The sequence below is a fragment of the Aeromonas sanarellii genome (assembly GCF_000820085.1).
Classification (GTDB): Bacteria; Pseudomonadota; Gammaproteobacteria; order Enterobacterales; family Aeromonadaceae; genus Aeromonas; species Aeromonas sanarellii.
Map to the genome: position 1 here is coordinate 1 of NZ_CDBN01000087.1, position 25,489 is coordinate 25,489.

At 65.3% G+C, this 25,489-nt stretch carries 21 protein-coding genes; 4 read left to right on the top strand and 17 right to left on the bottom strand.

Going from position 1 to position 25,489, the window contains the following annotated elements; all coding sequences use genetic code 11:
• Positions 1-26: 26 nt before the first annotated feature.
• From nirD to BN1132_RS15740, 8 genes are all read right to left on the bottom strand, one after another.
• A complete protein-coding gene (gene nirD, locus BN1132_RS15705; protein WP_042078725.1) occupies positions 27-344 on the bottom strand; it encodes a nitrite reductase small subunit NirD in 318 nt (105 codons plus the stop codon).
• A complete protein-coding gene (gene nirB, locus BN1132_RS15710) occupies positions 344-2,890 on the bottom strand; it encodes a nitrite reductase large subunit NirB (protein WP_042078726.1) in 2,547 nt (848 codons plus the stop codon). The genes nirD and nirB overlap by 1 nt, the downstream gene beginning before the upstream one ends.
• A gap of 291 nt (positions 2,891-3,181) precedes the next feature.
• Positions 3,182-4,270, bottom strand: a complete 1,089-nt coding sequence (locus BN1132_RS15715; protein ID WP_042078727.1) for an ABC transporter permease — start codon at positions 4,268-4,270, stop codon at positions 3,182-3,184.
• A 2-nt stretch (positions 4,271-4,272) separates the two neighbouring features.
• Positions 4,273-5,388, bottom strand: coding sequence for an ABC transporter permease (locus tag BN1132_RS15720; RefSeq protein ID WP_042078728.1), 1,116 nt, complete (start codon positions 5,386-5,388; stop codon positions 4,273-4,275).
• Complete coding sequence (locus BN1132_RS15725; RefSeq protein ID WP_042078729.1) at positions 5,385-7,124, bottom strand: ATP-binding cassette domain-containing protein; 1,740 nt, start codon at positions 7,122-7,124, stop codon at positions 5,385-5,387. The genes BN1132_RS15720 and BN1132_RS15725 overlap by 4 nt, the downstream gene beginning before the upstream one ends.
• Positions 7,121-8,089 carry a secretion protein HlyD gene (hlyD, locus tag BN1132_RS15730; protein ID WP_042078730.1) on the bottom strand — a complete coding sequence of 323 codons (969 nt, stop codon included), beginning with the start codon at positions 8,087-8,089 and terminating at the stop codon, positions 7,121-7,123. Before hlyD ends, BN1132_RS15725 begins: the two co-directional genes overlap by 4 nt.
• Positions 8,086-8,718, bottom strand: a complete 633-nt coding sequence (locus BN1132_RS15735; RefSeq protein WP_042078731.1) for a TetR/AcrR family transcriptional regulator — start codon at positions 8,716-8,718, stop codon at positions 8,086-8,088. The genes hlyD and BN1132_RS15735 overlap by 4 nt, the downstream gene beginning before the upstream one ends.
• 257 nt (positions 8,719-8,975) lie before the next feature.
• A complete protein-coding gene (locus tag BN1132_RS15740) occupies positions 8,976-9,899 on the bottom strand; it encodes a LysR family transcriptional regulator (RefSeq protein ID WP_042078814.1) in 924 nt (307 codons plus the stop codon).
• A 164-nt stretch (positions 9,900-10,063) separates the two neighbouring features.
• On the opposite strand from BN1132_RS15740, the gene BN1132_RS15745 reads away from it, so the two are divergent.
• Positions 10,064-11,488 (top strand): MFS transporter, encoded by a 1,425-nt coding sequence (locus BN1132_RS15745; RefSeq protein ID WP_042078732.1) that lies wholly within the window; start codon positions 10,064-10,066, stop codon positions 11,486-11,488.
• Positions 11,489-11,632: 144 nt separating this feature from the next.
• Here BN1132_RS15745 and hslU read toward each other — a convergent pair whose 3' ends face one another.
• The 4 genes from hslU to argS form a co-directional block, all read right to left on the bottom strand.
• Positions 11,633-12,961: an HslU--HslV peptidase ATPase subunit gene (gene hslU / locus BN1132_RS15750; RefSeq protein WP_042078733.1), complete on the bottom strand. Its 1,329-nt coding sequence runs from the start codon at positions 12,959-12,961 to the stop codon at positions 11,633-11,635.
• A 53-nt stretch (positions 12,962-13,014) separates the two neighbouring features.
• Positions 13,015-13,548, bottom strand: a complete 534-nt coding sequence (gene hslV, locus BN1132_RS15755) for an ATP-dependent protease subunit HslV (RefSeq protein ID WP_042078734.1) — start codon at positions 13,546-13,548, stop codon at positions 13,015-13,017.
• A 186-nt stretch (positions 13,549-13,734) separates the two neighbouring features.
• Positions 13,735-14,583, bottom strand: a complete 849-nt coding sequence (locus tag BN1132_RS15760; RefSeq protein WP_042078735.1) for an SPOR domain-containing protein — start codon at positions 14,581-14,583, stop codon at positions 13,735-13,737.
• A gap of 3 nt (positions 14,584-14,586) precedes the next feature.
• Positions 14,587-16,332 carry an arginine--tRNA ligase gene (gene argS / locus BN1132_RS15765; RefSeq protein ID WP_042078736.1) on the bottom strand — a complete coding sequence of 582 codons (1,746 nt, stop codon included), beginning with the start codon at positions 16,330-16,332 and terminating at the stop codon, positions 14,587-14,589.
• Between the two features lie 314 nt (positions 16,333-16,646).
• On the opposite strand from argS, the gene BN1132_RS15770 reads away from it, so the two are divergent.
• The 3 genes from BN1132_RS15770 (at position 16,647) to BN1132_RS15780 (ending at position 18,561) form a co-directional block, all read left to right on the top strand.
• Complete coding sequence (locus BN1132_RS15770; protein WP_042078737.1) at positions 16,647-17,213, top strand: LON peptidase substrate-binding domain-containing protein; 567 nt, start codon at positions 16,647-16,649, stop codon at positions 17,211-17,213.
• 120 nt (positions 17,214-17,333) lie between these two features.
• Entirely contained in the window at positions 17,334-17,903 is a 570-nt protein-coding gene (locus BN1132_RS15775; RefSeq protein ID WP_042078738.1) for a sigma-70 family RNA polymerase sigma factor, read from the top strand.
• Positions 17,896-18,561, top strand: a complete 666-nt coding sequence (locus BN1132_RS15780; RefSeq protein ID WP_042078739.1) for a ChrR family anti-sigma-E factor — start codon at positions 17,896-17,898, stop codon at positions 18,559-18,561. The genes BN1132_RS15775 and BN1132_RS15780 overlap by 8 nt, the downstream gene beginning before the upstream one ends.
• A 61-nt stretch (positions 18,562-18,622) precedes the next feature.
• Here BN1132_RS15780 and bacA read toward each other — a convergent pair whose 3' ends face one another.
• The 5 genes from bacA to BN1132_RS15805 form a co-directional block, all read right to left on the bottom strand.
• Positions 18,623-19,438 (bottom strand): undecaprenyl-diphosphate phosphatase, encoded by an 816-nt coding sequence (gene bacA / locus BN1132_RS15785; protein ID WP_042078741.1) that lies wholly within the window; start codon positions 19,436-19,438, stop codon positions 18,623-18,625.
• Positions 19,439-19,688: 250 nt separating this feature from the next.
• Entirely contained in the window at positions 19,689-20,684 is a 996-nt protein-coding gene (locus BN1132_RS15790) for an aldo/keto reductase (RefSeq protein WP_042078742.1), read from the bottom strand.
• 294 nt (positions 20,685-20,978) lie between these two features.
• Positions 20,979-22,265: a carbohydrate porin gene (locus BN1132_RS15795; RefSeq protein ID WP_042078743.1), complete on the bottom strand. Its 1,287-nt coding sequence runs from the start codon at positions 22,263-22,265 to the stop codon at positions 20,979-20,981.
• Between the two features lie 1,061 nt (positions 22,266-23,326).
• Positions 23,327-24,334, bottom strand: coding sequence for a glycoside hydrolase family 43 protein (locus tag BN1132_RS15800; RefSeq protein WP_052447038.1), 1,008 nt, complete (start codon positions 24,332-24,334; stop codon positions 23,327-23,329).
• Between the two features lie 43 nt (positions 24,335-24,377).
• Positions 24,378-25,478, bottom strand: a complete 1,101-nt coding sequence (locus tag BN1132_RS15805) for an ABC transporter ATP-binding protein (RefSeq protein WP_042078744.1) — start codon at positions 25,476-25,478, stop codon at positions 24,378-24,380.
• Between the last annotated feature and the right edge of the window lie 11 nt (positions 25,479-25,489).

The window sequence follows — 25,489 nt, forward strand, 5'->3', positions numbered from 1 at the left end:
GGGGAGGGCCGGGGTGGGGTCTGCTGTTAGACGGCGACCCAGACCTGCTGATCGCGCACTTCGACGGGGTAGCCCTGCACCGACATGGCTGCATTTTCGAGGCAGTGGCCGTCGCGCAGACGGAAGTGCTGCTTCTTGAGCGGGCTGGCGACCCAGAGCTCGCCCTCGTGCTCGCAGATGATGCCCCGCGACAGCACGTTGGCGGCGAAGAAGGGGTCCCGGTTGTCGATGGCGAACACCTCGGCCGCCGCGCTCGGGCGGAACAGGGCGATCTGACGCCCCTCGAGCAGAGCGCAGACGCCGGTGCCTGGCAGGATGTCGTTGAGTTGGCAGGCGAATTTCATCACTTTGCCTCCATATCGATTTGGTAGACGGGGATGCGCTCGGCCGGGGTCGCCGGTCGGTGCTGCGCGCGTTCACTGACGAACTGAACGTCCGGGTCGCGCTTGTCGCTGTTGATGAAGTGGCTGAAGCGCTGCAACGCCTGCTCTTCATTGAGGGTGCGCGACCATTCGCACTCGTAGCTGTCGATAAGGGTCTGGATATCGCGCTCCAGCGTCTCGGCCAGTCCCAGCTTGTCGTCGACGATCACCTCGCGCAGGTAGTCGACGCCCCCTTCCAGATTGCCGAGCCAGACCGAGGTGCGCTGCAGTTTGTCGGCGCTGGTGACGTAGAACATCATAAAGCGGTCGATCAGCTTGATGAGGGTCTCGCGGTCGAGGTCAGACGCCAGCAGGTCGGCGTGGCGCGGTTTCATGCCGCCGTTGCCGCCCACATAGAGGTTCCAGCCCGCGTCGGTGGCGATGATGCCGACATCCTTACCTTGGGCTTCCGCACATTCGCGGGTACAGCCGGAGACGCCGAACTTCATCTTGTGGGGGGTGCGAATACCCTTGTAGCGGTTCTCGAGGAAGACCCCGAGGCCGACGCTGTCCTGCACGCCGAAGCGGCACCAGGTGCTGCCGACGCAGGTCTTGGCCATGCGCAGCGCCTTGGCGTAGGCCTGACCGGTCTCGAAACCCGCCGCCAGCAGCTTGCGCCAGATGGCGGGCAGATCATCCTTCTGGGCCCCGAACAGGCCGATGCGCTGGGCGCCGGTGATCTTGGTGTAGAGCTGGTAGTCGCGGGCCACTTCGGCCACTGCCAGCAGCCCTTCCGGGGTCACCTCGCCACCGGCCATGCGCGGGATGACGGAGTAGGTGCCGTCCTTTTGCATGTTGCCGAGGAAGATGTCGTTGGTGTCCTGCAGCTGGGTATTGAGCGGGCTCAGCACATAGTCGTTCCAGCAGGAGGCGAGGATGGAGCCGACAGTCGGTTTGCACACCTCGCAGCCATGGCCGTGACCGTGCTTGGCCAGCAGCTCGTCGAAGCTCTTGATCCCCTCCACCTTGACCAGGTGGAACAGCTCCTGGCGGGTGTGGGGGAAGTGGCCGCAGAGGTGGTTGTTGACCTCGATCCCCTGCTTCACCAATTCTGCGTTGAGCACCTGGCTGATGAGCGGCACGCAGCCGCCGCAGCCGGTACCGGCCTTGGTGTGCTGCTTGATGGCGGCCAGCGTGGTGTGACCTTCGGCCACCGCCTTGGCGATGTCGCCCTTGGAGACGTCGAAGCAGGAGCAGATCTGGGCGCTCTCAGGCAGGGCATCCACCCCCAGGGTCGGCTTGGCCCCGGCGTAGGCGGGCAGGATCAGGGTGTCCGGGTGGCTCGGCAGGGGCAGGGCGTTGAGCATCATCTGCAGCAGGTTGCCGTAATCTTCCACGTCACCCACCAGCACGGCGCCGAGCAATCGGCTGTTGTCTTCGCTCACCACGATCTTCTTGTAGACGCCGGCCTGGTCATCCTGGAACACATAGCTGTGGCTGCCCGGGGTGCGGCCATGGGCATCGCCGATGGAGCCGACGGAGACGCCGAGCAGCTTGAGCTTGGCGCTCATGTCCGCCCCCTCGAAACGGCTGTCGCCGCCGAGCAGATGGTCGACGGTGATCTGGGCCATCTTGTAGCCCGGTGCCACCAGCCCGAAGAAGCGGCCCTGCCAGGCGGCGCACTCGCCGATGGCGTAGATGTCGGGGTCGGAGGTGAGGCAGTGATCGTCGATCAGCACGCCGCCACGGTCGGCAATGGCCAGTTCACAATAACGGCCCAGGGTATCCTGCGGGCGGATGCCGGTGGAGAAGACCACCACGTCTACTTCAAGCTGGCTGCCATCGGCGAAGGCGAGGCGGTGCTGGGCGTCGCGGCCGCCGTGCATCAGGATCTCGCTGGTGCTCTTGCTGGTGTGCACCTGCACGCCCATGGATTCAATCTTGCGGCGCAGCAGCTGGCCGCCCTGACCGTCGAGCTGCTCGGCCATCAGCACGGGGGCAAACTCCACCACGTGGGTCTCGAGACCCAGTGCCTTGAGGGCACCGGCGGCTTCGAGGCCAAGCAGACCGCCCCCGATCACCACCCCGCTCTTGCCGCTCTTGGCGGCGCTGCGGATGGCTTTCAGATCCTCGATGGTGCGATAGACGAAGCACTCGTGGTGCTGACTGCCCGCAATGGGCGGCACCCAGGGGTAGGAGCCGGTGGCCAGCACCAGCTTGTCGTACCCGACCACAGTGCCCTTGTTGGAGTGCACTTCGCGGTTGGCCCTGTCGATTTTTTTCACCGCTTCGCCGAGCAGCAGGCGGATGCCGTGCTTGTCGTAGAAGCCGGGTTTGACGAGGGAGAGATCTTCGCTGGTGTGATGGGAGAAGTAGGAGGAGAGATGGACGCGATCGTAGGCGGGGCGGGGTTCTGCACCGAAGACGGTGATCTCGTAGCGGCCCGGGTCGGCCCGCTCGATCAGCTCTTCGATGAAGCGGTGCCCCACCATGCCGTTGCCCACAACGACCAGTCTGACTTTGCTCATAGTTGCCTCAAGTTTGGAGTAATAAAACATCATTCTGAGGCTAGGCTACCCAGTTGGAGGGGGCGGCCAATTGATGCAAATCAAGTGTCCATTTATATATCTCATCAGGGGTAATTCGAGAAAATTCAGTGCTATACAAAAATAGGTATACCAGTTGATGATTTGTGGGCTTGGCCGGAGGGAGGCAATCGGGGGAAGAGTGATTTGCTGTATGGAGGGAGATGAAAACATCTACCGCCAACACGCCGGTCTCGCACTGGGTGAGACCGGCATCGCAAGTCGGGTGGCGCGTCAGGCGATATGGCGGCGGAACAGGGCGAGCGCGAGGGAAAGGCTGACGCCGCCGATGGCGATCAGGGGCCAGAGCAGGGGCCAGGCGGCCGACCAGCCCAGCCCCTTCAGGAAGACCCCCTTGAGCAGCACGATGAAGTGGGTCAGGGGGTCGATGGCGGCCAGCCACTGGAACAGGGTCGGCATGTTCTCCACCGGCGAGACATAGCCAGAGAGGATCACCGCCGGCACCATAAAGCAGAAGACCCCGAGAAACGCCTGCTGCTGGGTGGTGCAGAGGGAGGAGATGAAGAGACCGATCCCGGCGAGCGCCAGGCCGTAGCAGACCATGCCGGCCAGCAGCAGGGTCAGGCTGCCGGAAAAGGGCACCTGATAGACGAAGCGGGCAGCCAGCGCGACTATGGTGCCCTGTCCCACCGCCACCAGGATGCCGGGCACCGCCTTGCCCGCCATGATCCAGCCCGGGGTGAGGGGGGAGACCAGCAGCTGGTCGAAGGTGCCCTCCTCCCGCTCCCGCGCCACCGAGAGCGCGGTGACGATGAGGCAGCCTATGGTGGTGATGATGGCCACCAGGGAGGGGAGCACGTGCCAACGAAACTCGATGTTGGGGTTGTAGAGGTGGCGCACCGGCAGCTCGGGGGCGCCGCGCCCCTCGCTCTGCCAGCGGGCGATCACCTGGTTGATGTAGCCCGCCGCCACCTGGCCGCCGTTGGAGCGACGCCCATCGATGACAAGCTGCAGCGGGGCTGTGTCGCCGCGGGCCAGCCGGCGGGAGAAGTCGGGGGGGATGATCAGCCCGAGCAGCGCCTGCTGCCCGGTGATGGCCTCGGTCATTCCCGCCTCGCCTTGCACCGGAATGATGGTGGTGAAGGCGGGCATATGGGTGAGGCGCTCGATCAGCTCGCGGCTCTCGGCGCCGCCGTCCTGGTTGTAGACGGCCAGCGTGTTGCCGGTCACCTCCAGGGTGGCGGCGAAGGGGAAGAGGGCGGTCTGCAGCAGCACCGGCATGATCAGCAGGAAGCGCCCCTGGGTGTTGCCCAGCAGGATGGCGAGCTCTTTTCGCACCAGCCACCAGAGTCGAGTCAGCATGCTTACTCCAGGGTGCGCCGCGTCTTGCGGGCGGTGAGGGCGAGCCAGAAGAGCGCCAGCAGCAGCAGGCTGAGGGCGTTGACCAGCAGGATCGACAGCACGTTGCCCGCCTGATAGAGGGTCTGCAAGGAGCTGGCAAAGTAGCGGGCCGGAATGAGGTGAGTGATGGCCCGAAGCCAAGGCGGCATGCTGGCGATCTCGAACACGAAGCCCGAGAGCATCATGGCCGGCAGGAAGGCCGCCGTCAGGGCCGCCTGGGCGGCGTTGAACTGGCTGCGCATCAGGGTGGAGAGAAACAGCCCCAGCCCCAGGGCGCTGCCGAGAAACAGGCTGGTGACCAGGAACAGGACGACCAGGGAGCCGCGCCAGGGTACCCCCATCACCACCACGGAGAAGAGCAGGCAGATGAGCATGGCGGCGATGCCGAGCCCGTAATAGGGCAAGAGCTTGGAGAGCAGCAGCTCGGTCCTGGTCACCGGGGTGGCGAGCAGGGCCTCCATGGTGCCGCGCTCCCACTCCCTGGCCACCACCATGGAGGTGAGCAGGGCGCCTATGATGGTCATCACCACGGCGATGGAGCCCGGCACCAGGAAGTTGCGGCTCACTAGCGCCGGATTGAACCAGGCCCGGGTGCGCAGCTCCACCGGCTGGCTCTGGGGCTTGCCCTCACCGAGAAGCCAGCCTTGCCAGATCCCCTGCACATAGTGGGTGACGAAGTTCGCCGTGTTGGGCTCGGTGCCGTCGGTGAGCAGGACGATGGACGCCGTCCCCCCTCCCTGGCCGGCCAGGGCGCGGGAGAAGCCCTCGTCGATCACCAGCAGCCCCCGGATCTCGCCGTGCTCAAGGCTCCCCAGCAGTGCCTCCTTGCTCGGGCCACCCTGCACCTCCAGGGCGGTGGAGCCGCGCAGAGCCTGCTCTAAGCGGATCGCCGGCGCCCCGCCGTCGGCACGCCAGACCCCGAGGCACAGGTGGTCCACGTCCAGGTTGATGGCGTACCCCATCACCACCAGCAGCACCACCGGCATGATGAAGGCGACCAGTATGCTGCTCGGGTCGCGCACGATCTGCAGCGACTCCTTGCGGCAGAGGGCCAGCAGGCGGCGACGGCTGATGCTCATGGGGTTTCCTCGTCGGCCCGCTCGACCAAAGTGATAAAGGCCTCTTCCATGGTTGGCAAGGCGGTGCTGGTGTCCTTGGCGGCCAGCCCCTTGAGCTCGTCCGGGGTGCCGAGGGCCAGCAGCTTGCCGCGGTAGATGAGGGCGATGCGGTCGCAATACTCCGCCTCGTCCATGAAGTGGGTGGTGACCAGCACGGTCACCCCGTGATCGGCCAGGGCGTTGATGTGGGACCAGAACTCGCGCCGGGTGACAGGGTCGACTCCGGAGGTGGGCTCGTCGAGAAACAGCAGCGGCGGCGCGTGCAGCAGGGCGCAGGCCAGCGATAAGCGCTGGCGCAGCCCCAGTGGCAGGGACTCCGCCTTCTGATCGAGCCAGGGGGCGAGGGCGAAGGCCGTCACCATGGCGTCGATGCGTGCCTGCTGGGCACGACCGAACAGGCCGTAGATGCCGGCGAAGAAGGCGAGGTTCTGGGCCACGGTGAGCTGCTTGTAGAGGGAGAACTTCTGGGCCATGTAGCCGAGGTGCTGGCGCGCCGCCGAGGGGCTGCGGGCCAGATCGATGCCGGTCACCAGGGCCTGGCCACCGCTTGGGCGCAGCAGGCCGCACTCCATCTTGAAGGTGGTGGACTTGCCGGCGCCGTTGGGGCCGAGCAGGCCGAAGATCTCGCCCCGGCGCACCGCGAAGCTGACGTCGTCGGTGGCCGCGAAGTCGCCGAAACGCTTGGTGAGGTGGCGCGCCTCGATCACCGCTTCGGGGGAGACCCCTGCCGGCAGCGCGGCCTCGCGCATCCCGGCCGCCAGGCTCGACTCTCCGCCGGGGCCGCCGCCGAGCAGGTCGATGAAGGCGTCCTCCAGTCGGGCCGGGGTCGGTACGAAGGCCCCCTCAGAGAGCCCCAGCTCCGCCAGCGAGGGGGTTGCCACGCCGGCGTGCAGCAGCAGGCGCACCCGCTCTCCGGCCACGGCGCCATCCATCACGGCAGGATGGGCCAGCGCCCGGCGCAGCAGGGCGCGCCGCTCCCGGCCATCCAGCTGACCCGCCTCCAGCAGCCAGCAGCGGTGCGCCATGGCCCCCATGAGTTCCGCCGGGGTGCCGCTGGTGCGCAGCTCGCCGTCCGCCATCAGCAGCACGTGATCGCAGAGCTCAGCTTCATCGAGATAGGCGGTGCTCCAGAGCACCGTCATGCCTCCCTGGGCGAGCTCGCGCACCATCTTCCACAGGGCGCGGCGGGAGATGGGGTCGACCCCGACCCCGGGCTCGTCCAGCAGCAGCACATCCGGGGTGCCGAGCAGGGCGCAGGCCAGCCCGAGTTTCTGCTTCATGCCCCCCGAGAGCTTGCCCGCCGGCCTGGCGGTGAAGCGGGCGAGATCGGTGAAGGCGAGCAGCCGGGCAAACGTCGTGCTGCGCTCGGGCTCCACCACGCCGCGCAAGTCGGCGTAGAGGGCGAGGTTCTCCAGCACGCTGAGATCTTCATAGAGCCCGAACTGCTGGGGCATATAACCGAGGCGCTGGCGCAAGGCATCGCCTTCCTGCACCGGATCCAGCCCCAGCACCCGGCTCTGCCCCGCCTCCGGCACCAGCAGGCCGGCGAGCAGGCGCAGCAGGGTGCTCTTGCCCGCCCCGTCCGGTCCCACCAGGCCCGTGATGCCGCCGCTCGGTATGGTGGCCGAGATGGCATCCAGCGCCACGCGCTCGCCAAAGCGCTTGGTCAACCCCTCGAGCCGGATGGCGGCGCTCATGGGGCCAGCCTGACGGTGACCGGCATCCCCTGACGCAGGGCCGGGTCGGGATCCTGCACCACGATGCGCAGCCGGTAGACCAGGTGGGTGCGAAGATCCGGCGTCTCCACCGATTTCGGGGTGAACTCGGCGGTGGGCGAGACAAAGCCCACCACCCCCTGATAGGGCTTGTCCGGCCGCGAGTCGGTGGTGAGCTGCACCCTGGCACCGCTCGGGAAGTGGCCAAGCCAGGGCTCCTCCACATAGGCGCGCACCCAGACCGGCGCGGTCAGGGAGAGGTTGAAGGCGGTGGCCCCCGGTTGCACCAGGGTGCCTGGCTCGATGGCGCGGGTCAGAATGATGCCGTCGCTCGGGGCGGTCAGCACGGCGTCGGCGAGCGCCAGCTCGGCGCTGGCCAGCGCCGCCTTGGCGCCGTCCAGTTGGGCGTCGGACTGGGCGATCTCCTCGGGGCGATAGCCGGTTTCGAGCTGGGCGAGCTGCTCGCGGGCGGCGCGCACCCTGGCCTGGGTCTGATCCCGCTGGGAGCGGGCGCTGTCGAGCTGGCCGCGGGAGATGGCACCGGTGGCCGCCAGGGCGCTCTGGCGGCGCCACTGCTTGTCGGCCTCCAGCGCGGCGGCCTCGGCGGCCGCCAGCTCGGCCCGGGCACGGTCCGTCTCCTCGCTGCGATATCCCTTGTGCATCAAGGCGTTGGCGGCACTAATCGCGGCCAGATTGGCGCGGGCACTGTCGCGGCTGTGGGTGAGGGGCGCCGGATCCAGGCGTGCCAGCAGCTGGCCGGCTTTCACCCCGTCCCCCTCATCCACCAGCACCCGTTCGACGCGCCCCCCGACTCGAAAGGCCAGATTGACGTCGCGGATGTCGACGTTGCCGTAGAGGATGGCGCCGTCGGCGGGCCGCCCCTGCCACCAGAGGTAGCCGCCGATCAGGGCCAATACGAGGGCCACCAGCACAATGCGTTGTTTCATACCCGTTCTCCTTCGGTGGGGCGCAGGCCACGCAGGGCCCACGCCAGCCGCTGCCGGGCAGCCTCGGGGTTGTCGATCTGGGCGAGGAAGGGCGCGGCTTCCCTGGGCAGCCAGCCGAGCTGGCGCCCGCCACCGGCGATCACCAGGGGCAGGCCCACGGAACCCATGATAAAGATCATCAGCTGCAAGGGGTTGGCCGCCACCAGGGATCCTTCCGCCTGCGCTTTTTGCACCTGTTCGAGCAGCAGCAGGGGGTGGCGGCGCGGCAGGCTCAGCAGAAAGCGCTGGGCCGCGTTCTCGCCGGCCAGGGCGTCGCCAAACAGGTGGTTGATGAAGCCACGCTGGCGGGCCACTAGGGTGATCAGCGCCTCCATGGTGGCCTCGAAGGTTGCCAGGGCAGAGGGGTAGGCGCCGCGGGCCGCCACCGCCTTGAGCTCGTCGTAGAGGGGGGCGTACCAGAGCTCCACCAGCTCGTCGATATAGGCGTCGCGGTTGCCGAAGTGATAGACGAAGGTGCCGAGATTGACCTCGGCCGCCGTCGCCAGCTCGCGCACCGTGAGGCCGCGTAGCCCCTTGTCGGTGGCGATGGCAAGGCCGGTATCGAGCAGTTTCTGACGGGTCGGGTGCATCCTGCGATCGCTCCTGGTGTACAAACTTTGCACGTAATTATACGTGCGTATAAAAATAGCGGAAGCGGGTGACGGGATTTTTTTCAGCAGTGTGATCCGCGAGCGCTATGGGAGGTCGGCGATCGCCGTCCGATAAGAAGGAGGAGGGGGCTCACCGATCCAGGCCGCGCAGCCGGCGCTATGGGGTATCGGCGATCTCGGTCCGATAAGAAGGAGGGCGGGCGCAGGTCTCTCCGGTTCAGGCCGCGCTGCCGGTGTTATGGCGTGTCGGCGACCCTTGTTCGATAAGGCGGACGGGCGCAGGTCTCGCGTATCAGGGTGCGCAGCCAGCGGTGGGCCGGGTCCGCATCCTGGCTGGGGTGCCAGAGCAGGGCGACCCGGATCCCGGGCAGCGAGAAGGGCAGGGGCAGGGTGACCAGGTCGCCGAGCAGGCTGGCGCAGTGCAATCTGGGCACGGTCGCCACCAGATCGCTGCCGCGCACCAGGGCCAGCGCCGTGGCAAAACCGGGCACCAGGGTCGCAATGGTCCGCGTCAGTCCCTGCGTGGCGAGCACCTCGTCGACGGGGCCGTGGAGTTGACCCCGGCGGGACACCAGTACGTGGCGAGCGGCGGCATAGCGGGCCGCGGTCAGGGGGCCGTCGCAGAGCGGGTGATCCGGGCGTACCACGGCGACGAAGTGGTCCTGAAACAGGGCCTGGGTACGCAGCTCGGGCGCCGTCTGTGTACCTATCACCCCGGTTTCGAAGTCCAGCTCGCCGCGGCGCAAGGGGCCGCTCTCCTTGTCGGGCTTGGCCAGAAAATGGAGTCGCACTCCGGGGGCCTCGGCGGCGAGGCGGGCCAGCAGGGCGGGACCGACCGCCTCCACGAAGCCGTCGCTGGATCTCAGGCGAAAGGTGCGCACCAGGCTCGCCGGATCCACCGCTTGCTGGGGACGCAGCACGCTTCGGGCCTCCTGCACCAGCCGGCCGACTCGTTCGCCCAACTCCCGCGCCCTGGGGGTCGGTACCAGGCCACGGCCGGCCCGCACCAGCAGGGGATCCCCCGTGGTCTCCCGCAGCCTGGCCAGGGCCCGGCTCATGGCGGAGGGGCTCAGGGAGAGGCGTCTGGCGGCGCCGGCCACGCTGCCTTCCTCCAGCAGGGCCTCCAGGGTGAGCAGCAGGTTGAGATCGGGTGTGGTCATGGTCTTGCCCTCGCAGCCGGTACTTGTGAGTCTTCCCATCATACGCGAGCTGTGGCTCTTTGATATGGCGTCTGGTGCAGCTATACGCTGCAAGCCGTGCGTCTTCCGCCTTGTCAGCGTGCCCACTAGCCTTGTCGGCATCATCACTTGCCGGAGATACTGCCATGTCCACAAAGCCTCTCGTTTCCCCTCCCGTGACGCACCGCCTGGGGCTCGCGGGGCTCGGGCTCGCCACCCTGCTGCCCATGCTGGCGGGGAGCATGGCCAACCTGGTGCTGCCTGCCCTGGGGCCGGTATTTGCGGTGCCCTTTGCCAGCCTGCAGTGGGTGCTGGTGGCCTATCTGCTGGGGATCACCTGCCTGACGGTGGTGGCCGGTCGGCTCAGCGATCGTCTTGGCCGCCGTCGCCTGCTGCTCTGTGGCTCCGGGGTGTTCGTGCTGGCCTCCCTGCTGTGCGCCCTGGCGCCCTCCATCGGCTGGCTGATCGCGGCCCGTGCCCTGCAAGGGGCGGGAGCGGCCTGCATGCTGGTGCTCTCGCTGGCCATGGTGGGGCAGCTGGTGCCGCCGACCCGGCGCGGCTGGAGCATGGGGTTGCTCGGCACCCTGTCGGCCTGCGGCACGGCGCTCGGCCCCTCGTTCGGCGGTCTGCTGATCGCCGGATTTGGCTGGCAGGCCCCCTTCCTGCTGCTGCTTCCCCTCGGGCTGCTGGCGTCAGGGTGTCTCTGGGGCGGTCTGCCGCCGGATGACGGGCATTCGTCCCGGGACGGGCTCCCTCTCCCCGGCCTGCTGGCGCTGGTGGTTGCGCTGCTCTGCTACGGGCTGGCGCTGACGTGGGGTAGCCTGGCCGGGATCTGGGCTGGACTGGGGGCCCTGCTGGCGACCACGCTGTTTGTGCGCCTCGAGGCGCGCTCCCAGGCTCCCCTGTTGCCGCCTGGGCTGCCGGGGGATGCCGGGCGGCGCAACGGCATCGTCGCCAGCGCCCTGGTGGCCAGCGTCATGGTGGTGACCCTGCTCATCGGCCCCTTCTACCTGCACGGGGTCTTCGCCCTCGACATGGGCACCGTGGGTCTGATGATCTCGGGCGGCCCCCTGCTGGCGGCGCTGTCCGGCATGCCCGCCGGCTGGCTGGTGGACAGGGTCGGCGCGACCTTTGTGGTGCGGCTGGGGCTGCTGCTCATGGTGGGGGCCGTGACCTGTCTCGTCCTCCCGGGATCGGCCCTCGGCCCCCTCGGCTACTTGCTGCCCATCCTGCTGCTGACCGCCGGCTACGCCCTGTTCCAGACCGCCAACAACAGCGCCGTGGTGGGTGGTGTGGATGAGCGGAGCAGGGGGGCCGTGGCCGGCCTGCTGACCCTGTCGCGCAATCTGGGCCAGCTGACGGGGGCGGCGGGGCTGGGTGCCCTGTTCGCCACCCTGGTGGGGCGGCCCGATCTCGCCACGGCCACGGCGGACGAGCTGGTGTTCGCCACCCGGGTCACCTTTGCCCTGACGGCCTTGCTGCTGGTGACGGCATTCTGGCTGGCGGGAAGAGGGGAGTGTGTCGTGCAGGGTGACGCGACCCGGGACGGCCGCGAGTTGGGAGAGCGCTGAAAACGAAGACGCCTCCACAGGGGAGGCGTCTTGCTATGAGATTGAGTGGTTCGCTTACAGGCTATTAAACCACTCAGAACTTCGTCTTCGATCAGTCTGTTACAGGATACTGAACCGCTCAGACTCTCTTTTTCTATCAACCTGTTACAGGATAAAGCGGCTCAGGTCCTCGTCTTCAATCAGCTTGCCGAGGTGGGCGTTGACGTAGTCGGTGTCGATGACGAAGGTCGCGCCGGACTGCTCGGAGGCATCGAAGGAGATGTCTTCCATCAGGCGCTCCATCACGGTGTGCAGACGGCGGGCACCTATGTTCTCGGTGCGCTCGTTGACCTGCCAGGCCGCCTCGGCCAGACGGCGGATGCCGTCCTGGGTGAACTCGATCTTGACCCCTTCGGTGGCCATCAGCGCCTGGTACTGATCGGTCAGGGAGGCGTTCGGCTCGGTCAGGATGCGCTCGAAGTCTTCGGTGGTCAGCGCGGTCAGCTCGACCCGGATCGGCAGGCGCCCCTGCAGCTCGGGGATGAGGTCGGACGGCTTGGCGATCTGGAAGGCGCCGGAGGCGACGAACAGGATGTGGTCTGTCTTGACCATGCCGTGCTTGGTGTTGACGGTGCAGCCCTCGACCAGGGGCAGCAGGTCGCGCTGGACCCCTTCACGGGAGACGTCCGGGCCCGAACTCTCGCCGCGCTTGCAGATCTTGTCGATCTCGTCGAGGAAGACGATGCCGTTGTTCTCGACGGAGGCGATGGCCTTCTGCTTGAGCTCTTCCGGGTTGACCAGGCGGGCTGCTTCCTCTTCGATCAGCGCCTTCATGGCCTCCTTGACCTTGACCTTGCGCTTCTTCTTCTGGCCCTGGCCCAGGTTCTGGAACAGCCCCTGCAGCTGGTTCGCCATCTCTTCCATGCCCGGCGGGGTCATGATCTCTACGCCCATGGGGGTGGCGGCCAGATCCAGCTCGATCTCCTTGTCATCCAGCTGGCCTTCCCGCAGCTTCTTGCGGAAGATCTGGCGGGTGTTGGAGTTGTCGGCTTTCTCCTCCTCGCCCCAGCTGTTGCGCGGGTTTGGCAGCAGGGCGTCGAGGATGCGCTCCTCGGCGGCCTCCTCGGCGCGGTATTTCATCTTCTCCATCTCGGTCTCGCGCACCAGCTTGATGGCGACGTCGGTCAGATCGCGGATGATGCTGTCCACTTCCTTGCCCACATAGCCCACCTCGGTGAACTTGGTCGCCTCCACCTTGATGAAGGGGGCGTTGGCCAGCTTGGCCAGGCGGCGGGCGATCTCGGTCTTGCCGACGCCGGTCGGGCCTATCATCAGGATGTTCTTCGGGGTCACCTCGTGGCGCATCTCCTCATTGAGTTGCATCCGGCGCCAGCGGTTGCGCAGGGCGACGGCGACCGCGCGTTTGGCATCGGCCTGACCAATGATGTGCCTGTCCAGCTCGTGGACGATTTCTCTCGGGGTCATCTCGGACATGATGGGATTCCTGTGTCGGGGGCGGCCTGGCCGCCCCTAAGAAGAGGGGGCGCTTACTTGGCGCTGTAGTCCAGCACTTCCACTGTGTGGTGCTGGTTGGTGAACACGCAGATGTCGCCCGCGATCTTGAGGGCCTTCTCGACGATGCTCTTGGCGTCGAGGTCCGTGTTCTCCAGCAGGGCGATGGCGGCGGACTGGGCGAAGTTGCCGCCGCTGCCGATGGCGATGAGATCGTGCTCCGGCTGCACCACGTCACCGTTGCCGGTGATGATGAAGGACTTGTGCTCGTCCGCGACCGCCAGCAGGGCCTCGAGGCGGCGCAGGGCGCGGTCGGTGCGCCAGTCCTTGGCCAGCGCCACGGCGGCGCGCTCCAGGTTGCCCTGGTGGGCCTGCAGCTTGGCTTCGAAGCGTTCGAGCAGGGTGAAGGCGTCGGCGGTGCCGCCGGCGAAACCTGCCAGCACCTTGCCGTTGTAGAGGCGATGAACCTTGCGGGCATTGCCCTTCATGACGGTGTTGCCAAGGGAGACCTGGCCATCGCCACCGATGACGACCTGACCGTTGCGGCGAACTGAAACTATGGTAGTCACTTCATTTACCTCGCTTGAGCCGAATGACGGCCTGACTGTGCATGGCAACAAAGATGGGGATGGCCAACCGGCTTTTCAAGCCTGTTCAGTGACCGGATCGGGGGAGGGACGAGGGGGGCTCAGGAAGGGGGTCGAAAGAAACAGGGCCGGGTGTTGTCACCCGGCCCTGTACCTGGCAAGCGGCGATCACCCCTTCTTGGGGATGCAGCCGCTGATGCCGGAGCCCTGCAGCTTGCGGTTGGCCGCGTCGGCCGCCGCCTTGCCGTTGAAGGGGCCCACCATCACCTTGTAGACGGCGCCACCGGCCCCGTTGACCACCTGCAGGCTGGAGGAGAGGCCGGCGGTGAAGGCGATGCGCGCCTTGAGCGACTCCGCGGAGTCCTGGGAGCGCAGGGCGGCGCACTGCATCATGTAGCGACCGCCGTCGGCGGCCGCCGTTTGCGTGCTCTGGGTCGCGGCCTTGGCCCTGGCGGCCTCGGCTCGTTCCCGTTCCAGCTCGGCGCGGATCTCCCGCTCCATCCGTTCACGCTCGGCCTTCTGGTCGATCACCTGTTCCCGGGCGCTGGCGACCGGGGCACCGGTGGCCGGCTTGGTCGGTTGCACCGGCTGCGGCTGGTAGGGCTTGGCCTGGCCGATGGGGGTCCCCGGCTGGGGGATCTCGGTCGGCACCGGTTGCGGCAGCTTCTCCGGCTGCAGGGTCAGGGTCTCGGCGGGCGGCGGCGGCAGCACGCCCGGCTGGGGCGGCGGCTCGATGACGTCCACCTGCTTGTTCTCCAGCCGCTCGATGTAGCTCCACTTCTCCTGGGGCAGGCCATTGCCCTGCGCCTTGGGCTTGTTGGCCTTCACCTGCTCCTCGATGGTGGGGGCGTCGGCCCCCTTGCCGTTGATGAGGTAGAGGAAGGCGCCGAAGCCGACCACCAGGGCCCCGGCCAGCAGTGCCGGGATAACAGGAAAGCGGCGAGGCGCCGCTTTCTTGATGTTACGGCCACCCGCCCGTCGTCTCGGGCTGTTGCCGACGTAATCCCGGGTCGCCATCTATTACATGCGCTCCAGGGTGTGGATGCCCAGCACGCCCAGGCCCAGCTTGAGCACCTTGGCGGTGGCGGCACACAGCAGCAGACGGCTCTGGCGGGTCGCCTCGTCCACGCCGTCCTTGTTGATCGGGCAGGCTTCGTAGAAGGTCATAAAGTTGCCAGACAATTCATAGAGATATGTACACAGAAGGTGCGGCATCCCCTTGTCAGCCACGCCGTTGATCGCGTCGGAGAACTGGATCAGCTTCTGGGCCAGGGTCTCTTCCGCCTCTTCGGCCAGGATCACCTTGCCGCTCAGGGTATCGGCATCGACGCCGGCCTTGCGGAAGATGGACTGGATACGGGTGTAGGCGTACTGCAGGTAGGGCGCCGTGTTGCCCTCGAACGACAGCATCAGATCCCAGTCGAAGATGTAGTCCGTGGTGCGGTTCTTGGAGAGATCCGCATACTTGACCGCGCCCATGGCGATGGCGTGGACCACCTCGGCCTTCTCTTCGGCGGAGAGGTCGCTGTTGCGGCTCTCCAGCAGGGCGCTCGCGCGCTCTTCCGCCTCGTTCAGCAGGTCGACCAGCTTGACGGTGCCGCCGGAGCGGGTCTTGTAGGGGCGGCCATCCTTGCCCAGCATCATGCCGAAGGCGTGGTGCTCGAGGGGCACGGACTCCGGCACATAGCCCGCCTTGCGGGTGATGGTCCAGGCCTGCATCAGGTGCTGGTGCTGACGGGAGTCGATGAAGTACATCACCCGGTCGGCGCCCAGGGTCTCGTAACGGTACTTGGCACAGGCGATGTCGGTGGTGGTGTAGAGGAAGCCGCCGTCGCTCTTCTGGATGATGACCCCCATGGGCTCGCCATCCTTGTTCTTGAATTCGTCCAGGAAGACGACGGTGGCGCCTTCGCTCTCGACCGCGAGGCCCTTGGCCTTCAGGTCGGCGACGATCTGGGGCAGCATGTCGTTGTACATGGACTCGCCCATGATGTCCTTGTTGGTCAGGGAGACCTTCAGGCGGTCGTAGTTGCGCTGGTTCTGCTCCATGGTCATGTCGACCAGCTTCTTCCACATGGTACGGCAGTACTCATCGCCACCCTGCAGCTTGACCACGTAGTTGCGCGCGCGCTCGGCGAAGGCTTCGTCTTCGTCGTAGTGACGCTTGGCCTGGGTGTAGAAGGCCTCCAGATCGCGCAGCTCCATGTCGGAGGCGTGCTCGTTGGCCATCTTCTCCAGGTAGGCGATCAGCATGCCGAACTGGGTACCCCAGTCGCCGATGTGGTTGGCGCGGATCACCTTGTGGCCGAGGAACTCCAGGGCGCGGGCGGCCACGTCACCGAGTACGGTGGAACGGATGTGGTGCACCGCCATCTCCTTGGCCACGTTGGGGGCGGAGTAGTCCACCACCACGGTCTGCGGCGCGGGCAGGCGCACGTTGGCGTTGGCGCTGGTCACCATGGCCTCCACCTGGCCGGCCAGCCAGCTCGTGTCGAAGAAGAAGTTGATGAAGCCGGGGCCGGCGATCTCGACCTTGGCGATCAGATCGGAGGCGGGCAGGTGCTCGATGATGGCGGCGGCCAGCTCGCGGGGATTCTTGCGGGCCGGTTTGGCCAGCAGCATGGCCAGGTTGGTGGCCAGGTCACCGTGAGCCTTCTCCTTGCATCGGTCTACTTGCACGCGAGCTTCCAGGTCCGCCGGCAGGACGCCCGCAGACTTGAGATTGGCTACCGTTTGTTCAAGTAGATGATGAATATGCTCTTTCATAACTGACCACCGAGGTTGCGCGTCGAAAAATGACTGACTGGATAAGGGCGTGAATTTTACCCGCATCGGGCCGAGAAAACTATAGGAACGGCCCGTACCCGTGGGTGCGACGGATATTTCACTGCGTTTTCCACCACATGGCAGGATATTGATTTGAATAAGTGGTGGTTATCCATTTCTACTGCATATCGAAGCGGCTTGTCCAGGCTATTTTCCCCTGATTATTGCGGGGCTATTTATACCGTTTCGGTCTGAATGATCTCGCTGCCTACGGCGGTCGTATCCTTAGAGGAAGCCGCTGGAGGACGATTCCCATGACACTGGTACTGTTTCCACTCTCCGCTCACCTGTTGCCCGGCGGCATCATGCCGCTGCGCATCTTCGAGCCCAGATACCAGCGCATGATCGCCGAGTCCCGGGAGCGGGAGTTCGCGCTCTGCATGCTGGATCCCCGCCAGCCCGATGCGCTGCGCAACATGTATCCCATCGCCACCCGGGTGCGGATCATCGACTTCGATCTGCTGCCTGACGGCCTGCTCGGCATCACAGTGCTCGGGGTGGAGCGGGTCAGGATCACCGATCTGTGGCAGGAGCAGGACGGCCTGCGGGTCGGCGAGGTGGAGCCGCTGCCCCCCTGGCAGAGCGGCCGGCTCAAGGCCGACCAGCACTCCCTGGCCAAGGCGTTGCAGGACGTGTTCAACGACTACCCCGAATACGCGGCCCTCTATCCCGAGCCGGACTGGGAGGACGCGAGCTGGGTGGCCCAGCGCTGGCTGGAGGTGCTGCCCATCCCGGTGGAGCAGAAGCAGTGGCTGGTCGCGGCCAAGGACAACCAGCCCGCCCTCTCCCTGCTGAGCGGCCTGCTGGTCGCCAGCCACTGACAGTCCGGGGTGATCCTTTTTCCTTCCCGCACGTACTGGTGAAGACCACGACACGCGAGGGATGGCGCAATGGCATATACTGGCCAACCACAATCGGCTCCACGCAGGACATCGCCCCCCATGGACAACCCAGATGGCGATCTGACATCTCTACTCATCCGGGTGGCCGAGCAGGCCGACAAGGCTGCCTTCGCCACCCTGTTTCACCACTTCGCCCCGCGCATCCGCAGCTACGGGCTGCGCCACCTCGGCAGCGAGGCCAACGCCATGGAGCTGGTCCAGGAGACCATGCTGCTGGTGTGGCAGAAGGCGCGCCTCTACCACCCCGACAAGGGGGCGCCGACCACCTGGATCTATACGGTGATGCGCAACCAGAGCTTCGACATGCTGCGCCGCCGCCGAGCCAGCAAGGAGGAGCTGTGCGCCGAGGAGATCTGGCCCCTGCTGGAGTTCAGGGCGGAGGAGGAGCACCTGAGCGGGGGCGAGGACGCCGTGCTGACCCGCCAGATGGCCCACTATGTGGCCACCCTGCCGGAGCCGCAGCAGCAGGTGGTGCGCGGCATCTATCTGCAGGAGCTCTCCCAGCAGGAGCTGGCAGACCGGCTCGGCGTGCCGCTCGGTACCATCAAGTCCCGCCTCCGGCTGGCATTACAGAAACTGAAGGAACAAGTGGAGCAAGGCCATGATTAAGACCCATCCGACTGCACTCATGCTGCGCGCCTTCGCCGCCGACGAGCTGCCACTGCCGCTGGCCGTCGGCGTCTCCGCCCATTGCGAGCTCTGCCCGGACTGCGCCGCCCGGGTCAAGGATTGCGAAGAGGAGCTGGCCCGCGAGCACCTGGCGCCCGCCGAGCCGGACGAGGCGCTGCCGGCCGGGTTCGATGCCATGCTGGCCGGCATACTGCATCAGCCGGTGGCGACGGCGGCCGAGCGGGAGCCCCCGGCGAGCCCCCGGCCCGAGCTGCGGGTGGCGGGCCACAGCTACCGCCTGCCACGGGTGCTGGCCAGGTACCATGGCCCCAGGTGGCGCCACATCGGCGCCATTCGCCAGCACAGCCTGCCGCTCGACGAGATGGGGGCCCGCGCCAGCCTGCTCCACATCGAGGCGGGCGGCCGCATCCCCGAGCACACCCACAGGGGCTATGAGCTGACTCTGCTGCTGGCGGGCACCATAGAAGATGGCGACACCCGCTATCAGGCCGGGGATTTCATCTGGCGCGACGCCAGCCACGCCCACAGTCCGCACACCCCGGACGGCTGCCTCTGCTACACGGTGCAGGATGCGCCCGTGCAGTTCACCAAGGGGCTGTCGCGGCTGCTCAACGGCATCAGCCATCGCCTCTACTGAGCCCTCAATGGCAATAAAAAAGGGACCCACAGGGTCCCTTTCTCGTTCCATGGCATGGTGATCAGGCCACAAACACCAGGTAGACGGCGAAGGCCACCACGAAGCGGTAGATGGCGAACGGGATGAAATCGAGGCGACGGATCAACGCCAGGAAGGTCTTGATGGCGATCATGGCCACCACGAAGGCGGTGACGAAACCCACCGCAAACATGGGGAAGTCGGCCATGGAGAGGAAGTCACGGCTCTTGTAGAGATCCAGGCCGCTGGCCGCGATCATCATGGGCACCGCCATGATGAAGGAGAACTCGGCCGCCGCATGGCGGCTGATCCCCATCAGCATGCCGCCGCTGATGGTGGCGCCGGAGCGGGAGAAGCCGGGCCAGAGCGCCAGGCACTGGAACAGGCCGATGCCGAAGGCCTGCTTGTAGCTGATGTCGTCCAGCGTCTCGGCGCGAACCGCCGGACGGAACTTCTCGGCGATGATGAGCAGGATGCCGCCGGCCACCAGGGCATACATCACGGTCTGGGGGCCGAACAGATGGGCCTTGATCCAGCTGTGGATGACCAGCCCGATGACCACGGCGGGCAGCATGCCGAGGATGATGTGCACCAGCGACAGGGTGGCCTGGCCCTTCGGCGGCTTCTGGCCGAAGTGGATGCCGATGAGACCGAACAGGCGGCGCCAGAACATGACGACCACCGCCAGGATGGAGCCCAGCTGGATCACCACCTCGAAGGTGGCGGCCTTGGGCCCCTCAAAACCGAGCAGGTGGCCGACGATGATCATGTGGCCGGTGGAGGAAACGGGCAGAAACTCGGTCAGGCCTTCCACTATGCCCAGCACGAAGGCGACAAACAGGGCGTAGGATTCGGTCATGGTGCAGATCTCTTGGTTGATGGGTCTGGATAAAATCAGCCCCGAACAGGGTCGGGGCGGCCAATGATGGCGGAAAATCGCGCGGGCAACCAGAGATTATTGGGGGCCGTGTCAGCGAACCCGGCCGATCCGCCTTGTGGGAGAGGGGCTGGGCAGGCAGCTCCCCTGTTTTCCGGGGAACGGGGCCGGCGCCGCCATGGTCACGTCACCGTCTGACATGACCTCGGGTTCGGGCCGGCGGCTCATCCCGTCACGCCAGCACGGACAGGATCTGCTGCTGCAGCGTCTCCTCCAGGGGCGGCAGGGCCAGGGCGTCGACGGCGCTCGTTATCTGTTGCGGGTTGCTGGCGCCGATGAGGGCGCAGCTCACCACGGGGTCGCGCAGCACCCACTGCAGCGCGAGCTGTGACAGGGATTGTCCCCGCCGCAGTGCCAGATCGTGCAGGGCGCGGATTCGGGTCAGCCTGTCCGGGGTGATCTGTTCGGGCTTGAGGAAGGGGCTGGCGCTGGCGGCGCGGGAATCCGCCGGAATGCCGGCCAGATAGCGATCGCTCAGCAGTCCGCCCGCCAGGGGCGAGAAGGCGACCACCCCCACCCCCTGCTCCCGGCAGACCGGCAGGGTGTCGGCTTCGATATCGCGCTGGAACAGGGAGTACTTGAGCTGGTTGACCAGGCAGGGGGTGCCGAGTTCCGCCAGCCGGGTCGCCGCCTGGGCGGCAAGCGGGGCCGGGTAGTTGGAGAGGCCGACGTAGAGCGCCTTGCCCTGGCGCACCATGAGCGCCAGCGCCTGGCAGGTCTCCTCCAGCGGGGTGCGGGGATCCGGCCTGTGGTGATAGAAGATGTCCACGTAGTCGAGGCCGAGCCGGCGCAGGCTCTGGTGCAGGCTGGCAAACAGGTACTTGGCGCTGCCGCCGTCGCCGTAGGGGCCGTCCCACATCACGTAGCCCGCCTTGCTGGCGATGATCAGCTCGTCCCGGTAGGGAGCCAGGCTGCCCTTGAGCAGCTTGCCGAAGGTGGTCTCGGCGGCGCCCGGGGGCGGGCCGTAGTTGTTGGCGAGATCGAAGTGGGTGATGCCGAGATCGAACGCCCGGTGCACCATGGCCTTCACCCTGGCGGGATCGCTCCCTTCGCCGAAGTTGTGCCAGAGGCCGAGACCGATGCCGGGCAGGCGGAGGCCGTGGCGACCGGCGGGTCGGTAGGCCTGGCGCTGGTAACGATCCGGCGCGGCGAGGTAGGGATCATCCATGGGTACTCCTGAATCAGCTTTCATGTGCAGGACCTTAGGCCTCAAGCCGTTGGTGGCGCGGGCATCGGCACGCCGGGGGTGATGTCTGAATGCATCGCCATACAACGCCAGAAGCCATCGCGGTTGTCAACGGCAATGACGGGGGCAACCACGGCTTGGCCACACATTGTAAACTCAATATAAAACAACGGGTTGGCATAGTTTCTATGCCAACCCGTCGCGCCTCAATTCCTGCCGGTTCTCAGCCCCGTCCCTGTGGAACACGGGGATCGGCAGCGGATCCTGGCCGGGTGGTTACCACCATACGTTGGCTTGCAGGCCCACGGTCCAGGTGTCATCGGCGGTGCCGTTGTCGAAGGCGTGGGAGCCATCCCAGTCGGCGTTGTCGCTGTCGAGGTAGCTGGCGAACACGCGCAGCTCCGGCTCGCCACGGCCGAAGGAGAAGGCCTGGGCGATGGTGGTCTTGGAGCCACTGCGGGAGTCGACGTCACCGTTCTCGGTCTTCTCGTCCTCGAAGTAACCGGCTTCCACATAGGTGCGGGTGATGTCGGTCCAGTGGTAGGTCACCTTGGCGCTCACGGCGAAGGCGCTTGCGTCACCCTCGACGCCATCCCACTGCTTGATGTCGTTCGCTTCGGCGTAGTTGATGGCGTGGCTCAGATCCCAGTCTGCGGCCAGCGGGATGATGCCGTAGTTGCGGATGGCGAAGCCGTTGCCGCTCTCGACACGGCCGCTCAGGGTATCGGCAGAACCGAAGGTGACCCCTTGCAGGGCGGAGCCGTCGGCGTAGTACTGGAGGGTGGTCTTGTTCCAACCAGTTCCCAGGAGCGACTGATTCAGTTCCAGCATCACGGCATGGCCGTCGGCGTAGTCATGGTTGCCCAGATCGGCATCGATCTGCTCCGCGGTGGCATCGGCCTTCAGGAACTTGTAACCCATGGCCAGGGTGGCGCCATTCCACAGCGGCAGGTCGGTGTAGAGCAAGTCCAGCTGGTTGGAGTCGATCATGTCCTCTATCGGATCGCCGACGCTGTTGTTGTAGCTGTCTGCGATGTCGCGGTGCAGGGCGGCGACGGAGAGCTTGCCCTGGCCCAGCTGCATGTCTTCGATACCGCCACCTATGTTGGTCTGGTTCCAGTAGAAGAAATCATTCGAGTCGATGACGAAGCCCTTCTTGTACTGACGGATGCCAGCCCAGGAGGTCTCACCCAGGCCCATGAAGTTGCGCAGCTGCATGTTCATGTTTTCCCAGCCGAAGTTGGAATCCCCCATGTTGCTGTTGGTGTCGCCGTCGTACATGTTGAACATGGTCTGGATATAGACGGACTTGGTTTCGTCGCTCTTCAGCTCCTTGCCGAAACCCACCTCGGCATAGGTATCGAATTCGTTGCCCAGACGGCCGACCTTGTTCTTCTGGAAGCTGCCTCCCACGGCATCTTGCATGGAGCCGCTGTCGCCCGTTCCCATGCCGGAGCGGAAATAGCCGTAATAATCGAAGCCGGCCGCCTCGGCAGAAACGGCAGCTTGCGCGGAAAGCGCAGACACGACGGCGACGGCAACTGGAAGCCACTTGGTTTTCATGATCTCTTCCTTATAACAATGATGAATTGGGTAACGCCGAAAACAATCAGCATTCCACTGAGTCAATTCCCTGACCGATTTGAAACTCGACACTTCTCTGTGTTGAGCCTTGCAAACATAAATAATGGGAATAGCGGCGTGACGGCATGGGAGCCTGCCACAGGTGGCCGTTATTTTAGGAAGCCGTGTTATCCATTCTTTAATAAAAGAATGGAGCATTGTCAGGACATCATTGCCGGCGGCATGTCTTCGCAACTAGCTTTCATTGATCGCAATGGTTAACAACGAGGACGCGATAATGGCAAATCCGTTGACCGTTTTTCGAAATAGCATTGGGGCGACTCGCACATCTGCCTGCCCCTCGCCTGGCGAGCAGCCTGTCACAGGCAAGCATCACAGGTGCCTCGACCCTTAGCGTGGCGTTCAGGCGCTGAGCTGACGTCGCTGTTCTGGGGTGAGCTCAACCCTTGTCTGTCATGGGGCGAGCAGCCCTCATGGCACATCCAAAATAGATGGCACCTGTTCACGCATATTTTGACCTTGCCAGACAAGCGCATCAAAAAGGCATGCTTGTGGAGTCAGCCTGACTATAGCAAACAGACCAGGCAAGAACATCAGCAGCAATTTATTTTGCCATGCGCTTCACACAATTCTTTCTCTATTTAATTCAAGTGGACTCATTCCAGTTCATATTAATTTGATGATGTGTTTTGCCAGTATTTAGGCTGAACTGGAACTTAACTAAGAAAATAATAAAGACTGTTCAGCTTGCTTGATTAAAGCTGAATAAAACAAATTAATGTTCAATCCATGTCGCCACCATATTGACAATTATTGAGGTGTGGTGAGGCCGATATATGACCCGTACATCGCACCGAGTGAGGCGGTGAATTTTGTGGGTCAAATGACACTCTCCTGCATCAGGTTGCTGCCGACAACCACAAAAAGCCTCTCAGGAGGCGATGGCGCTGTCGCGGGCCGCATCCTGGCCTCTCTCACGGGCGGCGAGTGCAGGGTGCTCTCCTCCCACCATGTCGTTGAAGCCCCCATCGGGGTCTCCATCAGTGCGGGGCTGTCCGTGGGCGTCCGGCCCCCAGGGGGGAGCCAAACAGAGGCAGGCCCTGCTCGTCCCAGTGGAAGGGCTGCATGTGTATCTCGCGGTTCCAGCCTGCCCCCTTGAACTTGGCGGCGTGATAGATCAGCCAGGGCTGTCCCGCGCCATCGGTAAAGAAGCCGTTATGACCGGGACCGTAGACCTCCTTGCCTTCGTCTTTGCTAAACACTGGCTCGGGTTGCTTGCGCCAGTGTGCCGGGTTCATCGGATCCTCCCCCTCCAGCGTCAGCAGGCCGAGGCAATAATCGTCCGTCCAGCTGCCGCTGGCGGAGTAGACGAGGAAGAGGCGCCCTTCCGGGCCCAGCAGGACTTGCGGGGCCTCATTGACCTGGGGCGTACCGATGCGCTCCCACGCCAGCTCGGGGCGGGAAATCTCGACCCGCGCTCCTGCCAGTCGCCAGGGGGAGCTCATCCTGGCGATGTAGATGCGCTGCTGCTCGTTGACGTCCCCCTCCCAGCCCGACCAGATGAAATAGCGCTGGCCCTCGTATTCCAGCACTGTGCCATCGATGGCCCACTTGTCGCTGGCATCGGAGATCTTGCCGGCGTCGGTATCTTGCGGGAAGGCGTAGCTGCCGAACGGGTCGTCCTCCTCGGATTGCAGCACGTACATGCGCTGCCGGGTCATATCCCCTGCCGAGGCGGCGAAATAGATGTACCAGCGGCCATCCAACCGGTGCAGCTCGGGCGCCCAGATGTGGGAGCCGTTGACGGCGCCCTGAGGCGGCATCCAGACCACCTTGCGCTCGGCATGCTCAAGGTCGGCGATATCTCTGGTTCGCCATAGGGTGATGTCGTTGCCGGTTGTCTGGGTGTAGTAGTAAAAGCCGTCGTCATGGCGCACGACCCAGGGGTCTGCGCCATCACTCAGGATGGGATTGGTAAACGTCAAACCGGCCTGTGCTGGCATGATGGCTCCCACCAGGATGAAGAGAGTGAACAGGATGCGAAACATGACTGATGCTCCATGAAGGGGCGAGGCTTGCCCGCCCCTCGGCTCAACGCCGCAGGCTCTGTCCCTGCTCGCCGAAGAGGTGGACGTATTCGAGGGCGACGGTGAGGGAGACGGCCTCGTCGCACGCGGGTACCCGCCGATCCGTGTTGACCTTGGCCAGCAGCAGTCGCTCCAGACCCTCGCACTTGATGTGCAGGATGGCGGAATCGCCGAGGTTCTCTACCAGAGAGACCCGGCCCTGGAGATGGGCGCCCGACGCCCCCTCTGCACCGACCAGCAGATGTTCGGGGCGGATCCCCAGCTTGATGCTGCGCTGGCCGGTGCAGTCGAACGAGGACTCAGGCACGGCCAGCGCGATCCCTCTGCCCGCTGTCAGCTGCCAGTGTTGCCCCTCTGCTCCCGCCAGTTTGCAGGTCAGCAGGTTCATTTTTGGCATGCCGAGGAAGGTGGCCACGAACTCGGTGGCGGGGCGCTGGTAGAGCTCCAGCGGTGAACCCACCTGCTCGATGTGTCCCTTGTTGAAGACCACGATCCTGTCCCCCAGGGTCATCGCCTCCACCTGATCGTGCGTCACGTAAATCATGGTGGTGCCGAGCTTCTGGTGCAGGCGCGCCAGCTCGGTGCGCATCTGTCCGCGCAGGGCCGCATCCAGGTTGGAGAGCGGCTCGTCGAACAGGAAGACGTCGGGTTCGCGCACTATGGCGCGACCGATGGCAACCCGCTGACGCTGGCCCCCCGAGAGCTCGGCGGGCTTGCGATCCAGCAGGTGGGCCAGTTGCAGGGTCTCCGCCACCCGGTTCACCTTGGTGGCGATCTCCGCCTTTGGCGTGCCGTTGAACAGCAGGGAGAAGCCCATGTTCTCGGCCACCGTCAGGTGGGGGTAGAGCGCATAGGACTGGAACACCATGGCGACCCCCCGCCTGGCGGCATCCAGATCGTTGGCGCGCTTGTTGCCGATGTGCAGATCCCCTTCGGAGATCGCCTCCAGCCCGGCGATCATGCGCAGCAGGGTGGATTTGCCGCAGCCGGAGGGGCCGACGAAGACGACGAATTCCCCCTGCTTTATTTCCAGATCCACGCCGTGGATGACGGCATTGCCGTTGGGATAGGTCTTCTTGATGTTGTTAAGCAATACGCAGGACATATGAATGTTCT

Bases quoted from the DNA above. Each gene is read 5' to 3' on its own strand.
- nirD (WP_042078725.1), bottom strand. From the start codon at position 344: ATGAAATTCGCCTGCCAACTCAACGACATCCTGCCAGGCACCGGCGTC.
- nirB (WP_042078726.1), bottom strand. From the start codon at position 2,890: ATGAGCAAAGTCAGACTGGTCGTTGTGGGCAACGGCATGGTGGGGCAC.
- BN1132_RS15715 (WP_042078727.1), bottom strand. From the start codon at position 4,270: ATGCTGACTCGACTCTGGTGGCTGGTGCGAAAAGAGCTCGCCATCCTG.
- BN1132_RS15720 (WP_042078728.1), bottom strand. From the start codon at position 5,388: ATGAGCATCAGCCGTCGCCGCCTGCTGGCCCTCTGCCGCAAGGAGTCG.
- BN1132_RS15725 (WP_042078729.1), bottom strand. From the start codon at position 7,124: ATGAGCGCCGCCATCCGGCTCGAGGGGTTGACCAAGCGCTTTGGCGAG.
- hlyD (WP_042078730.1), bottom strand. From the start codon at position 8,089: ATGAAACAACGCATTGTGCTGGTGGCCCTCGTATTGGCCCTGATCGGC.
- BN1132_RS15735 (WP_042078731.1), bottom strand. From the start codon at position 8,718: ATGCACCCGACCCGTCAGAAACTGCTCGATACCGGCCTTGCCATCGCC.
- BN1132_RS15740 (WP_042078814.1), bottom strand. From the start codon at position 9,899: ATGACCACACCCGATCTCAACCTGCTGCTCACCCTGGAGGCCCTGCTG.
- BN1132_RS15745 (WP_042078732.1), top strand. From the start codon at position 10,064: ATGTCCACAAAGCCTCTCGTTTCCCCTCCCGTGACGCACCGCCTGGGG.
- hslU (WP_042078733.1), bottom strand. From the start codon at position 12,961: ATGTCCGAGATGACCCCGAGAGAAATCGTCCACGAGCTGGACAGGCAC.
- BN1132_RS15760 (WP_042078735.1), bottom strand. From the start codon at position 14,583: ATGGCGACCCGGGATTACGTCGGCAACAGCCCGAGACGACGGGCGGGT.
- argS (WP_042078736.1), bottom strand. From the start codon at position 16,332: ATGAAAGAGCATATTCATCATCTACTTGAACAAACGGTAGCCAATCTC.
- BN1132_RS15770 (WP_042078737.1), top strand. From the start codon at position 16,647: ATGACACTGGTACTGTTTCCACTCTCCGCTCACCTGTTGCCCGGCGGC.
- BN1132_RS15775 (WP_042078738.1), top strand. From the start codon at position 17,334: ATGGACAACCCAGATGGCGATCTGACATCTCTACTCATCCGGGTGGCC.
- BN1132_RS15780 (WP_042078739.1), top strand. From the start codon at position 17,896: ATGATTAAGACCCATCCGACTGCACTCATGCTGCGCGCCTTCGCCGCC.
- bacA (WP_042078741.1), bottom strand. From the start codon at position 19,438: ATGACCGAATCCTACGCCCTGTTTGTCGCCTTCGTGCTGGGCATAGTG.
- BN1132_RS15790 (WP_042078742.1), bottom strand. From the start codon at position 20,684: ATGGATGATCCCTACCTCGCCGCGCCGGATCGTTACCAGCGCCAGGCC.
- BN1132_RS15795 (WP_042078743.1), bottom strand. From the start codon at position 22,265: ATGAAAACCAAGTGGCTTCCAGTTGCCGTCGCCGTCGTGTCTGCGCTT.
- BN1132_RS15800 (WP_052447038.1), bottom strand. From the start codon at position 24,334: ATGTTTCGCATCCTGTTCACTCTCTTCATCCTGGTGGGAGCCATCATG.
- BN1132_RS15805 (WP_042078744.1), bottom strand. From the start codon at position 25,478: ATGTCCTGCGTATTGCTTAACAACATCAAGAAGACCTATCCCAACGGC.